This is a genomic window from Agrococcus jenensis (assembly GCF_003752465.1).
GTDB classification, from domain to species: Bacteria; Actinomycetota; Actinomycetes; order Actinomycetales; family Microbacteriaceae; genus Agrococcus; species Agrococcus jenensis.
On the sequence record NZ_RKHJ01000001.1, the window covers coordinates 830,479 to 842,302 of the forward strand.

General features: G+C 73.9%; 13 protein-coding genes. 9 read left to right on the forward strand and 4 right to left on the reverse strand.

Features of this window, described 5'->3' with window-relative positions; genetic code table 11:
* The first annotated feature begins 13 nt into the window (after window positions 1-13).
* The 9 genes from paaB to EDD26_RS04125 all read left to right on the forward strand — a co-directional run bounded on the left by paaB (window position 14) and on the right by EDD26_RS04125 (window position 8,022).
* Window positions 14-319 (forward strand): 1,2-phenylacetyl-CoA epoxidase subunit PaaB, encoded by a 306-nt coding sequence (gene paaB, locus EDD26_RS04085; RefSeq protein ID WP_123696538.1) that lies wholly within the window; start codon window positions 14-16, stop codon window positions 317-319.
* A complete protein-coding gene (gene paaC / locus EDD26_RS04090; protein ID WP_123696539.1) occupies window positions 316-1,212 on the forward strand; it encodes a 1,2-phenylacetyl-CoA epoxidase subunit PaaC in 897 nt (298 codons plus the stop codon). The genes paaB and paaC overlap by 4 nt, the downstream gene beginning before the upstream one ends.
* A gap of 14 nt (window positions 1,213-1,226) precedes the next feature.
* A complete protein-coding gene (gene paaD, locus EDD26_RS04095) occupies window positions 1,227-1,751 on the forward strand; it encodes a 1,2-phenylacetyl-CoA epoxidase subunit PaaD (protein WP_123698436.1) in 525 nt (174 codons plus the stop codon).
* 2 nt (window positions 1,752-1,753) lie between these two features.
* Window positions 1,754-2,881, forward strand: a complete 1,128-nt coding sequence (paaE, locus tag EDD26_RS04100) for a 1,2-phenylacetyl-CoA epoxidase subunit PaaE (RefSeq protein WP_123696540.1) — start codon at window positions 1,754-1,756, stop codon at window positions 2,879-2,881.
* A 4-nt stretch (window positions 2,882-2,885) separates the two neighbouring features.
* Entirely contained in the window at window positions 2,886-3,593 is a 708-nt protein-coding gene (locus EDD26_RS04105; protein ID WP_123696541.1) for an NUDIX domain-containing protein, read from the forward strand.
* Window positions 3,594-3,648: 55 nt separating this feature from the next.
* Window positions 3,649-4,440: an enoyl-CoA hydratase/isomerase family protein gene (locus tag EDD26_RS04110; RefSeq protein ID WP_123696542.1), complete on the forward strand. Its 792-nt coding sequence runs from the start codon at window positions 3,649-3,651 to the stop codon at window positions 4,438-4,440.
* A gap of 10 nt (window positions 4,441-4,450) precedes the next feature.
* A complete protein-coding gene (locus EDD26_RS04115; protein ID WP_123696543.1) occupies window positions 4,451-5,176 on the forward strand; it encodes a maleylpyruvate isomerase family mycothiol-dependent enzyme in 726 nt (241 codons plus the stop codon).
* A gap of 58 nt (window positions 5,177-5,234) precedes the next feature.
* Window positions 5,235-5,741 carry a DUF805 domain-containing protein gene (locus EDD26_RS04120; protein ID WP_170165526.1) on the forward strand — a complete coding sequence of 169 codons (507 nt, stop codon included), beginning with the start codon at window positions 5,235-5,237 and terminating at the stop codon, window positions 5,739-5,741.
* A gap of 103 nt (window positions 5,742-5,844) precedes the next feature.
* Window positions 5,845-8,022 carry a RecQ family ATP-dependent DNA helicase gene (locus tag EDD26_RS04125; RefSeq protein ID WP_425453459.1) on the forward strand — a complete coding sequence of 726 codons (2,178 nt, stop codon included), beginning with the start codon at window positions 5,845-5,847 and terminating at the stop codon, window positions 8,020-8,022.
* Between the two features lie 3 nt (window positions 8,023-8,025).
* On the opposite strand, the gene EDD26_RS04130 is transcribed toward EDD26_RS04125, so the two are convergent.
* From EDD26_RS04130 to EDD26_RS04145, 4 genes are all read right to left on the reverse strand, one after another.
* Entirely contained in the window at window positions 8,026-8,616 is a 591-nt protein-coding gene (locus EDD26_RS04130; protein ID WP_245989746.1) for a uridine kinase family protein, read from the reverse strand.
* The gene (locus EDD26_RS04135) at window positions 8,606-10,231 is read right to left on the reverse strand and encodes a DHA2 family efflux MFS transporter permease subunit (protein ID WP_245989748.1); all 1,626 of its coding nucleotides are present in this window, start codon (window positions 10,229-10,231) and stop codon (window positions 8,606-8,608) included. The genes EDD26_RS04130 and EDD26_RS04135 overlap by 11 nt, the downstream gene beginning before the upstream one ends.
* Before the next feature lie 114 nt (window positions 10,232-10,345).
* Window positions 10,346-11,311, reverse strand: coding sequence for an NAD(P)/FAD-dependent oxidoreductase (locus tag EDD26_RS04140; protein ID WP_123696546.1), 966 nt, complete (start codon window positions 11,309-11,311; stop codon window positions 10,346-10,348).
* Window positions 11,312-11,383: 72 nt separating this feature from the next.
* Window positions 11,384-11,803, reverse strand: a complete 420-nt coding sequence (locus EDD26_RS04145) for a methyltransferase domain-containing protein (protein WP_123696547.1) — start codon at window positions 11,801-11,803, stop codon at window positions 11,384-11,386.
* Between the last annotated feature and the right edge of the window lie 21 nt (window positions 11,804-11,824).

The following is an 11,824-nucleotide window of genomic DNA, read 5'->3' on the forward strand; positions in this document are numbered from 1 at the left end:
CGAGGAGACGAAGATGTCGACACCCGGAGACGTTGCCGGCGAGGGCTGGCCGCTGTACGAGGTGTTCGTGCGCGCCAACCGCGGCCTGAGCCACGTGCACGTCGGGTCGCTCCACGCGCCCGACGACGACATGGCGCTGCGCAACGCGCGCGACCTCTACACGCGCCGCAACGAGGGCGTCTCGGTGTGGGTCGTGCGCTCGAGCGCGATCACGACGAGCGACCCCGACCAGAAGGGCGCCTTCTTCGAGAGCCCCGCGGGCAAGAACTACCGCCACGCCAAGTACTACGAGAAGAGCGCGGAGGTCCCCCACCTGTGACTCCCCAGCCCCCGGCCCGCGACGCCGCATCCGTCGCCGCCGCCCACCAGGCCGACGCCGACGCCGTGCACGGCGACGTCTCGGTCGACGAGCTCGAGCTGCAGTCCGAGCTGTCCGGCGCGGATGCGTCGGCGACGGCGACGCCCGACGTCGCGGCGTACGCGCTCCGGCTCGGCGACGACGCGCTCATCCTCTCCCAGCGGCTCGGCTGGTGGATCTCGCGCGCCCCGGAGCTCGAGGAGGACATGGCGCTCGGCAACATCGCGCTCGACCTGCTCGGGCACGCGCGCTCGCTGCTGCACTACGCCGGCACCGCATCCGGCAAGACCGAGGACGACCTCGCCTACTGGCGCGACGAGCACGAGTTCCGCTGCGCGTGGCTCTTCCAGCAGCCGAACGGCGACTTCGCGCACACGATCGCTCGCGGCCTGATCGCGGCGATCTGGATGCAGGAGCTCTACACGGCGCTGTCGCGGTCGACGGATGCGTCGCTCGCCGCGATCGCGGCGAAGTCGGTGAAGGAGGTCGCGTACCACCGCGACCACGCCGTGCAGTGGACGCTCCGGCTCGCGGGCGGCACCGAGGAGTCGCGCCGCCGCCTGCTCGTCGCGCTCACGGACACCTGGCCGTACACCGACGAGCTCTTCCGCGACGACGATCTGCACGACCGCCTCGGCGACATCGCGCCGCGGCCGTCGAGCCTGCGCGCCGGCTTCGACGAGATCTGGACCGCTGTCCTCGCAGAGGCGGAGATCTCCGAGGCCGACTTCACGAACTCGAAGATCGGCCAGTCGTCGGGCGGCGGCCGCCACGGCCACCACTCCACGCACCTCGGCCCGCTGCTCGCCGAGATGCAGGTGCTCGCGCGCCGCCACCCCGGAGCATCGTGGTGAGCGCCGCGCCGGTCGTGGATGGTCTCGACTCGCGCGCCTCCGGCGGGCGGCTCGACCAGCGTGCCCGGGAGGCGTGGCGCATCGCCGCGGCCGTCACCGACCCCGAGGTGCCGGTGCTCACGATCGAGGACCTCGGCGTGCTCCGCGACGTGCGCATGGAGGGGCAGACCACCGTCGTCACCCTCACGCCCACTTACTCCGGCTGCCCGGCGATCGACCAGATGCGCGACGACGTGCTGCTCGCGCTCACCGTCGAGGGCTTCCGCGACGTGCGCGTCGACTTCACCCTCTCCCCCGCCTGGACGACCGACTGGATGAGCGACGCGGGCAAGGCGAAGCTCGAGGCGTACGGCATCGCGCCGCCCACGCACCGCGCGGGCGAGCGGCAGGGCCCGATCCCGCTCTCGCTCGGGGTGAAGTGCCCGCGCTGCGGGTCGCTGCGCACGCGCGAGGTCTCGCGCTTCGGCTCCACCGCCTGCAAGTCGCACTTCGAGTGCCTCGCGTGCCTCGAGCCGTTCGACCACTTCAAGGTGCACTGAGCGTGGCCGCCATCAACCTGGGCTCGAGCACGTCGCGCAAGCGCGCCCGCTTCCACGAGCTCGAGGTCGCCGCCGTGCGACCGCTCACCGAGAGCGCCGTCGAGGTCACGTTCGCCGTGCCCGAGGCGCTGCACGACGACTTCGGCTACGTCGCCGGCCAGCACCTGGCGCTCCGCGCGACGATCGACGGCCACGAGGTGCGCCGCTCCTACTCGATCTGCCGCCCGCCGACCCCCGGCTCGATCTCGGTCGCGATCAAGCGCGACCTCGGCGGCCGCTTCTCGACCTGGGCGAACGCAGAGCTGCAGCCCGGCGCGCGCATCGACGTGATGGTGCCGCAGGGCACGTTCACCTCGGCGCTCGACGAGGTCGACGGCGCGCACGTCGTGGGCATCGCGGCCGGCAGCGGCATCACGCCGATGATGGCGCTCGCGCACGAGGTGCTCTCGCGCTCCGCGACGTCGACCTTCTCGCTGCTGTTCTCGAACCGGTCGACCCTCGACGTCATGTTCATCGAGGAGCTCGCCGACCTCAAGGACCGCTACCCCTCGCGGCTCGCGCTGCACCACGTGCTCTCGCGCGAGCAGCGTGCCGCCCCGCTCATGTCGGGCCGCATCGACGAGGAGCGGCTCGAGCGCATCCTGACCGACCTCATCCGCCCCGACACCGTCGACGAGTGGTTCCTCTGCGGGCCGTTCGAGCTCGTGCAGCTGTGCCGCGACGTGCTCGCCGCGAAGGGCGTCGACCCGTCGCACGTCCGCTTCGAGCTGTTCACGACGGGCAAGCCGGATGCGGCGGGAGGCGACCGCGGACGTCCCGTGCAGGTCGATGCCGGCGAGGACACCTGGACGCTCGACTTCACGCTCGACGGGCAGTCGACGCAGGTCGAGTCGCCGCTGTCGGCGCGCGAGTCGATCCTCAACGCCGCGCTGCGCGTGCGACCTGACGTGCCGTTCGCGTGCGCGGGCGGCGTGTGCGGCACGTGCCGCGCGAAGGTCGTCTCGGGCAGCGTCACGATGACCGAGAACTACGCGCTCGAGCCCGACGAGATCGCGCGCGGCTACGTGCTCACCTGCCAGTCGCATCCGAAGTCCGACACGGCCAAAGTCGTCGTCGACTACGACGTGTAGCGGCATGGCCCAGGAGATCGATGCGCCCGCCGGCGTGCCCGGCGTCGACATCCCGGACCGCCGCGGCCGCACGGGCCTCGACCGCGCCGGCCGCGACCTCGACCGCAACCCGCGCGTCGTCGTCACGGACGTGCGCCTGCTGACCTCGAACTGGTTCGTCACGCGGGCGACGACGCTCGAGCTGCAGCACTCGGACGGCAGCTGGTCGACGCAGGAGCGCGAGACCTACGACCGCGGCGACGGCGCCTGCATCCTGCTCTACGACGAGGGCGCGCGGACCGTGCTGCTCACGCGCCAGTTCCGCTACCCCGCCTACGTGAACGAGCACCCCGACGGCATGCTCATCGAGGCCGCCGCGGGGCTCCTCGACGCCGACGAGCCCGAGGCCGCCATCCGGCGCGAGACCGAGGAGGAGCTCGGGCACCGCGTCGGCCCCGTCGAGCACGTGTTCGACGTGTACATGAGCCCCGGCTCCGTCACCGAGCGGCTCCACTGCTTCGCGGCGCCGTACGACCGCGGATCCGTCATCGCCGGCTCGCGGCACGGCGTCGCGGCGGAGGGCGAGGACACCGAGGTGGTCGAGCTCGACATCGACGACGCGCTCGCGCGCATCGGGGCCGACATCGTCGACGCCAAGACGATCATGCTGCTGCAGTGGGCTGCGCTCCGCGGTCCCTTCTCGGACCGTGCGCGCGCCGAGGCGGCCGAGTGACGACGGGGCCCGCAGCCGGTCGCGACCGTAGGCTTCCGACGACGAAGGAGTCCCGATGATCGACCTCACCATCACCGACGACATCGCCGAGGTCGTGCTGGACGCGCCCGATCGGCGCAACGCGCTCGACGCATCCGCGCTGCAGGAGCTGTCGGACGCCTACGCGGCCGCCGAGCGCGCCGGCGTGCGCGCGCTCCTGCTGCGCGGCGAGGGCAGGGCCTTCTGCGCGGGGCGCGACATCTCGCAGGTCGACCCCCGCACCGACGACGCGATCGGCTTCCTGCGTGGCTCCCTGCAGCCCCTCCTGCAGCGGATGGCGGCCTTCCCCGCCCCGACGTTCGCGGTCGCGCACGGCGCGTGCCTCGGCATCGGGCTCGGGCTGCTCATCGCCACCGACGTCGTCTACGTCGCCGAGTCGGCGAAGGTCGGCAGCCCGTTCGCGGCGCTCGGCGCGACGCTCGACTCGGGCGGCCACGCCCTCTTCTACGAGCGGCTCGGCGCCCACCGCACGCTCGACCTCATCTACTCGGGCCGGCTCATGACCGGCGCCGAGGCGGTCGCGCTCGGACTCTTCTCGCAGTCGTTCCCCGACGACGAGGTGCTGGCGGCGACGCGCGCCGCGGCCGCGCACGCGGGGGCCGGCCCGACGCTCGCCTACCTCGCCTCGAAGGAGATCATCCGCGGGCTCCGCGACGAGCGGATGGGCCTGTGGCAGGCCGTCGACGCCGAGAACATCGCGCAGGCGGCGCTCGCCCAGACGCCCGACTTCCGCGAGGGCTTCGCCGCCTTCCAGCAGAAGCGCACCCCCGCCTTCACCGGCCGGACCGAGGTCGGCGACCGGGAGTAGCGTTCGCGGCATGGACCACCTCGCCGTGCTCGTCGACCTGCAGGCGCGCTTCCTCGAGACCACGCGCCGCGCCGATCCGGCCGCGCGCATCCCGTGGCTCGGGCGGTGGACGGTGCAGTCGCTCGTCGTGCACCTCGCGCGCATCCACCACTGGGCGGCAGGGCAGGCGCGCCGGCAGCAGGAGTCGCCGCTCGGCCGTGGACCCTTCGACCTGCCCGCGCTCTACGAGGCGTGCGCGCGCGAGCTGCGAGAGACGCTCGCCGAGCTCGACCCCGCCGCCCCCGCGTGGGCGCTCATCGACGACGGCGTGCCGCGCGCGCAGCAGACCGGCACCGTCGCGTTCTGGCACCGGCGGCAGGTGCACGAGACGCTCGTGCACCTGTGGGACCTGCGCACGGCCATCGGCGAGGACCTCGACGTCGACGACCGCGTCTGGCTCGACTGCCTCGACGAGGTGGTGACGGTCATGCACCCGCGGCAGGTGCGGCTCGGCCGCATCGCCCCGCCGCGCGTGCGCGTCGTGTTCGCGCCCGTCGACGCGGATGCGCGGCTCGAGCTCGCCGGTGCGCCCGCCGACGCGCCGACGGCGGTCGTGCGGGGGTCCGCGCGCTCCCTCGCGCTGCTCGCGTGGGGCCGCGGCGTGCCCGACGACGACCGGCTGGCAGCCGACGGCGTCGAGGTGGAGGGCGAACGGGCGCTCGCCGAGGCCGCGGTGAGAGCGGGGCTCACCCCCTGATCCCCCAGCGCCGGCCCGAGCGTCGCCATCCGTGTCCGGCGTACCCCACACTGGAGGGGTGAGCACCTCCTCCGTCGTCCCCATCGGCCAGCCGCTGCCCGGGGCGTCGTTCCGGCAGGCGGTCGGCCGCTTCTTCCGCGGCTACGTCACCTTCTCCGGGCGCGCGAGCCTGAGCGAGTTCTGGTGGGCGATGCTCTTCACGTTCCTCGTCTCGCTCGTCGTGCAGATCCCGTTCTGGGTGGTGTGGGCGGCGTTCATGGTGCAGGTCATCGCGGCCGCCAGCAGCACCGGCAGCGGGATCGAGACCTCGGTCGACCCCGCCACCCTCGCGCTGTCCGGCGGGATGCTCGCGACCATCGGGATCATGCTGATCGTCTCGCTCGCGTTGGCGCTCCCCACCTACGCGGCGATGTGGCGACGCCTCCAGGACGCGAGCTTCCACGGCGCGTTCGCGCTGCTCTCCCTCATCGGCGTCGGCATCGTGCCGCTCGTCATGAGCGTGTTCCCGTCGAACCCCGCGGGCATCCGCTTCGACCCGGCCTACCGCGCGCAGATGGCGCCCTAGGGCTCTGCGCAGCACCCCGCGTACGGCTCGCCGGCATACGGCTCGCCGGCATACGGCCCGCCGGCGTACGGACCGCCCGCATACGGCCCGCCGACCGACGGCCCTGTCAGCGGCACCTGAGACGCTCGGACCCGTGACGAGCACGCGCGACGACGCCCTCGAGATCCTGCGCACCCTCGTCGGGTCATCCGACGCCGACTTCCACGAGGGGCAGTTCGAGGCGATCGAGACGCTCGTCGAGGGCCGGCAGCGCGCGCTCGTCGTGCAGCGCACCGGATGGGGCAAGTCGGCGGTGTACTTCGTCGCGACGCTGCTGCTGCGCGCGCGAGGCGCGGGCCCGACGCTGCTCGTCTCGCCGCTCCTCGCACTCATGCGCGACCAGGTCGAGGCCGCCGCCCGCGCCGGCGTGCGCGCCGTCGCGATCAACTCGGCCAACCCGCACGAGTGGGGCGACGTGCTGCAGCAGCTCGACGCCGACGAGGTCGACGTGCTGCTCGTCTCGCCCGAGCGCCTCAACAACCCGCGCTTCCGCGAGGAGCAGCTGCCGAAGCTCATCCCGCGCACCGGGCTGCTCGTCGTCGACGAGGCGCACTGCATCTCCGACTGGGGCCACGACTTCCGCCCCGACTACCGCCGCCTCCGCGACCTCATCGCCGAGATGCCGCACGGCGTCCCCGTACTGGCCACGACCGCGACCGCCAACTCGCGCGTGGTCACCGACGTCGCCGAGCAGCTCGAGCACGCCGGCGGCGAGCCGGTCGTGACGATCCGCGGCCCGCTCGCGCGAGCATCCCTCCGCCTGGGCGTGCTGCGGCTGCCGGATGCCGGCGCGCGGCTCGGGTGGCTGCTCAGCCACCTCGGCGAGCTGCCCGGCTCGGGCATCATCTATGCGCTCACCGTCTCCGCGGCCGAGGACACCGCCCGGCTGCTGCGCGAGGCGGGCCACGAGGTGCAGGCGTACACGGGGCGGACGGATGCCGGCGAGCGCGAAGGGCTCGAGCAGGCGCTCAAGCAGAACCGCGTGAAGGCGCTCGTCGCGACGAGCGCGCTCGGGATGGGCTTCGACAAGCCGGACCTGGGCTTCGTCATCCACCTCGGGGCGCCTTCATCGCCGGTCGCCTACTACCAGCAGGTCGGTCGCGCCGGTCGTGCCGCGATGATCGCCGGCCGGGCCGCGAGCGCCGACGTGCTGCTGCTGCCCGGCACGGAGGACGAGGCCATCTGGCAGTACTTCGCGACCTCGTCGATGCCCGACGAGCGGAAGGCGCTCGCCGTGATCGACGAGCTCGCGTACGAGGGCGCGCCGCTGTCGACGCCCGCCCTCGAGGCCCGCGTCAACCTCAAGCGCACCCCGCTCGAGCTGCTGCTCAAGGTGCTCGACGTCGACGGTGCGGTGCGACGCGTCACGGGCGGCTGGGTCGCCACCGGCGAGCCGTGGGTCTACGACGCCGAGCGCTACGCGCGCATCGCCGCCGCTCGCGTGCAGGAGCAGCAGTCGATGCTCGAGTACGAGCGCACGAGCGGCTGCCGGATGGAGTTCCTGCAGCGAGCGCTCGACGACGACACCGCCGTGCCCTGCGGCCGCTGCGACACCTGCGCGGCCGCGGCGGGGCAGCCGGCCTGGTACCCGCGCGACGTGCGGGAAGAGGCGTCCGGCCAGGCGCAGCAGTCGCTCAGCCGGGTCGGCGTCGCCATCGAGCCGCGCGCGCAGTGGCCGACCGGCGCCGGCTCCCTCGGCGTGCCGGTCAAGGGCAACATCCCGCCGGCGGATCGCCTCGAAGCAGGGCGAGCGCTCGCGCGGCTCACCGACCTCGGCTGGGGCGGCGCCCTCCGCGACCTCTTCTCGCCCAGCACGCCCGACGCGCCGGCGAGCCCGGCGCTCGTGCAGGCGTGCGTGCGGGTGCTGGCCGAGTGGGGCTGGGACGAGCGCCCGGCAGCGATCGTGAGCGTGCCGTCGCGGCGCCGGCCGCAGCTGGTCGACTCGGTCGCCCGGGCGCTGTCGGAGGTGGGTCGCCTGCCGTACCTCGGCGCGCTCAGCCTCGTCGACGGCGGCCCGTCGGGCGAGCCGGGCGGCAACAGCGCCTACCGGCTGGCGAGCGTCTGGGACCGCTTCGACGTCGGACCGGAGCTGGCGACCGCGCTGGAGGGCGTCGCGGGGCAGCCGGTCCTGCTGGTCGACGACCTGGTCGACAGCCGGTGGACCATCACGGTCGCGGGCCGCCTGCTCCGCGGCGCCGGCGCATCCGCGGTGCTGCCCTTCACCCTCGCCCTGCAGGCGTAGCGGTCAGTCGGCGACGTACCGGAGGTCGGCCACGTCGCGCGGGGCGAAGCGCGCGTCGAACGCGCGCTCGGTCGGGGCCCACACGTCGCACCAGAGCGCGTCGTGGTCGTTCCCGGCCTCGCGGTCGCGACGCATCCCGCGCTCCGTCGCCACCTGGAGCGGCACGTCGACCCAGACGGTGAGGTCGAGCCGGGGCAGCAGCTGCGGATGCAGCAGGCCGACGGCGTCGACGAGCTGCACCGCTGCCGCCGGCGCGATGCGCGCGGGCTGCCGGCCGCCGGTCGCCCAGTCGACGGGGCGGAACTCGGCCGGCTGGCCCGCTCCGAGCGCGTCGAGCACGGAGCCGAGCTCGTCTCGCAGCAGCGCGGCCCAGTCGTCGCTGCGGTCGCGGCTGCCGCGCGGGTCGAGGAAGTCGTCGCCGCGCACCCGCTCGGCGGGCAGCCGGGCCGCGAGCGCCCGCGCGAGCGTCGTCTTGCCGGCGCCGCCGTAGCCCGCGAGACCGACGACCACGACGTCGCGCTCCGCCATCAGGGCGCGGATGCGCGCGGCGACCTCGTCGACGGAGGTCGCGATGCGGGCGTCGTCAGGCCGCATCGGCCCGCTCGGGTGCGACGGCGCCGACCTCCGGCCGGATGCGCAGGCTCGAGAGCAGGCCCACGACGAGCGCGCTCGCCGCGATCCAGGCTGCGAGCGACGTGCCGTCCGTCATCGCGGCGCGCGCCGCATCCGCGACGAACGCCGTCTGCGGATTGGCAGCGAGCGCGGCGATGCTGCCGCCGGAGCTCGCGTTCACGGAGTCGACGAGGCCCTGCAAGGTCGGGTCGCCCGCGACCGCATCCGCGAGCCGGTCCTCGGTGCCGACCTGCAGGGTCGTGAAGAAGGCTGTGCCGAGCACCGCGATGCCGAGCGCCGAGCCGGTCTGGCGCGCCGTGCTCTGCGTGGCAGAACCCTGGCCGCTCCGCTCGACCGGCACGTCCGCGAGCACGACGCTCGTGAGCTGCGCGGTCGCGAGCCCGACGCCCATGCCGTAGACGAAGAGCACCGGCGAGGTCAGCCAGGCGGTGCTGTCGGGGCGGATGAGCAGGGCGAGCGCAGCGATGGCGGCGATCTCGAGCACCATGCCGATGCGCACGACGGCGATCGGGCTCAACCGGCGCGAGAGCGCCGCGACCCCACCGCTCGCGAGGAAGGACCCGGCGGCGAGCGGCACGAGCGCGAGCCCGGCCTCGAACGCCGAGAAGCCGAGCACGTTCTGGAACCACAGCGGCAGCGAGAGGATGAGCCCGAACTCGCCGAAGCTCACGATGAGCGCGGTGATGTTGCCGTTCGCGAACGACGGGATGCGGAAGAGCGACAGGTCGAGGATCACGCCCTTGCCCGCACGGCTCCTGGCCCGCTCGAGCAGCACGAACGCGGTGAGCGCGACGACGGCCACCAGGAACGCGACCGGCACGGGCGAGAGCCCCGCGACGTCGAACGGCGCATCCTCCGAGGCGGTCCACCAGCCGTAGTTGCGCCCCTCGATGAGGCCGAAGACGAGCGCGCCGAAGCCGAGGATCGACAGCAGCGCACCGCCGAGGTCGAGCCGCTGCACCGCGCCGGCCACCGCCTCTGACGACTCCGCGACGAACAGCAGCAGGCCGGCGATGATGAGCAGGCCCACCGGCACGTTGATGCCGAACGCCCACCGCCAGCTCGCGTTCTCGGTCAGCCAGCCGCCCGCGAGCGGTCCGATCGCCGCCATGCCGCCGATCGTCGAGCCCCAGACCGCGAAGGCGATGCCGCGCTCGCGGCCGTGGAAGTTGGCGTTCAGCAGGGCGAGCGAGGTCGGCAGGATCATCGAGCCGCCGAGACCCTGCAGCGCGCGGCCGCCGATGAGCAGCGCCCCGCTGTCGGCGATCGCGCAGAGCACGCTCGCGACGATGAAGATGACGACGCCGATGAGCATCATGCGGCGCCGGCCGATGCGGTCGGCGAGCCGACCCCAGGTGAGCAGCAGCGCGGCGAAGAGCAGCGTGTAGATCTCCTGCACCCACTGGATCTCGGTGCTCGAGATGCCGAGGTCGTCGACGATCGACGGGATCGCGACCGAGACGATCGTCGAGTCCATGATGATGAGCGCGACGCCGAGGCTGATGGCGAGCAGTCCCCACCAGCGGTACCGGACGAAGCGATCGGCGGGGGCGGTCGGATCGGTGGTCTGGCTCACGAGCGCTCCTCACGGGCGGATGCACGGGCCGCTCATGCAGTCCGGAGGCACCTCGATCGCAGCATGGTAGCCAGGCTTCCTATGTGCCCGGCAGCGTGATCGAGACCGAGGCCGTCACTGCTCCGCGAGCAGCGCCGCGACCCGCTCGGCGGTGCCCCAGGAGAGGGTCATGCCGGAGCCGCCGTGCCCGTACGCCGCGACGACGCGCAGCGCCCTGCCTGCGACCTCCTCGACCCGCAGCCGCTCCCGGCCCGGCCGCAGCCCGACCGCGCGCGACAGGATGCGCTGCCCGGCGACGGCGGGCACGAGCGCCGCGCAGCGCTCGAGGATGCCGGCCTCGATCGCGGGGTCGGGCTCGAGCGACGTGGCGCCCGGTTCGTGCGTGCCGCCGAGCACGAGGCAGTCGCGCCGCGGCAGCACGTACGCGAGGCCCGCCGGGTTCTCGTCGTCGACGATGAACTCCGTCACGCCCGGGTCCTCCACGCGCACCACCTGGCCACGGATCGGCACGACGCTCGCGTCGTCGCCGAGCAGCGTGCCGCCGCGCGCCCCGGCCGCGACGATCGCGGCGTCGAAGTCGCCGGCGAGCGCATCCACGTCGTCGACGGCGCGGCGCTCGAACCGCACGCCGAGCGCCTCGCACCGGCGCCGCAGCCACGGCAGGTAGAGCGACATCGTCGCGAGCGGCACCGTCGTGCGCATGCCGGTCGCGCCGGTCCCGCGCAGCGTGGCCGGCAGCTCGGCCGCATCGACCTCGGTCGCCCGCACGAGCGCCGTCCACGAGCGGTCCGGCTGCGGCGACCGCTCGACGATGACGCCGGTGCGGAGGTCGATGCCCGCCTCCAGGTGCTCGGCGGCGATCCCCGTGCAGCGCTCGAGCGTCGAGCCGAGCATCGCGTCGACGACGGCGGAGCGCTCGGCCGCGTAGGGGAACCAGACGGCGCCGGCGACGGCCGACGTGGACTCCAGCGGGTCCTGGTCGTGCAGCACCGCGATCTCGCGGCCGCCGCGCTCGGCGAGCTCGAGCGCGACCGACAGCCCGATCACGCCCGCCCCGATGACGGCGACCCGCTCCCCCATCGATCCTCCTCAACGTCGCTGGTGGTCACTCAAGCGCACTATCGCGGTCAGCTACCACCGGCGACGTTGAGATCAGTGGAGGGGGACCGCTTCGAGGGGGTCGCCGCGGTCGATGTAGACGGATGCGTCAGGCGTCGTCGCCGCCGCAAGGTGCGCGAGCGCCGCCTGCTCCAGCTCGGGATGCCGGCCGTCGAGCGCGCCGACGCGGATCGCGACCACCAGATCGAACGGCTGCTCGTCGCGGCGGAGCCGGAACTCCTCGGCGGCGGCGACGCGGAAGTCGAGGCCGCCGCGGTCGGGGGCGCTCTGGGCTGCCGCGATCGCGAGCGGCGAGCGGTCGATGCCCAGCACGTGGCCCTCGGGCCCCACGCGCTCGGCGATCGCGCGGGCGAGCGCGCCCGGCCCGCACCCGACCTCGAGCACGCGCATCCCCGGGCGCAGCGGCAGCGCCTGCAGCACCGCCGCGAGCCGCGGCGAGAGATCGGCAGCCATGTCGCCTCCAGGGCATCGAGC

Coding starts and splice junctions, on each gene's coding strand:
- paaB (WP_123696538.1), top strand. CDS start 14: ATGTCGACACCCGGAGACGTTGCCGGCGAGGGCTGGCCGCTGTACGAG.
- EDD26_RS04105 (WP_123696541.1), top strand. CDS start 2,886: ATGGCCCAGGAGATCGATGCGCCCGCCGGCGTGCCCGGCGTCGACATC.
- EDD26_RS04110 (WP_123696542.1), top strand. CDS start 3,649: ATGATCGACCTCACCATCACCGACGACATCGCCGAGGTCGTGCTGGAC.
- EDD26_RS04115 (WP_123696543.1), top strand. CDS start 4,451: ATGGACCACCTCGCCGTGCTCGTCGACCTGCAGGCGCGCTTCCTCGAG.
- EDD26_RS04130 (WP_245989746.1), bottom strand. CDS start 8,616: ATGCGGCCTGACGACGCCCGCATCGCGACCTCCGTCGACGAGGTCGCC.
- EDD26_RS04140 (WP_123696546.1), bottom strand. CDS start 11,311: ATGGGGGAGCGGGTCGCCGTCATCGGGGCGGGCGTGATCGGGCTGTCG.
- EDD26_RS04145 (WP_123696547.1), bottom strand. CDS start 11,803: ATGGCTGCCGATCTCTCGCCGCGGCTCGCGGCGGTGCTGCAGGCGCTG.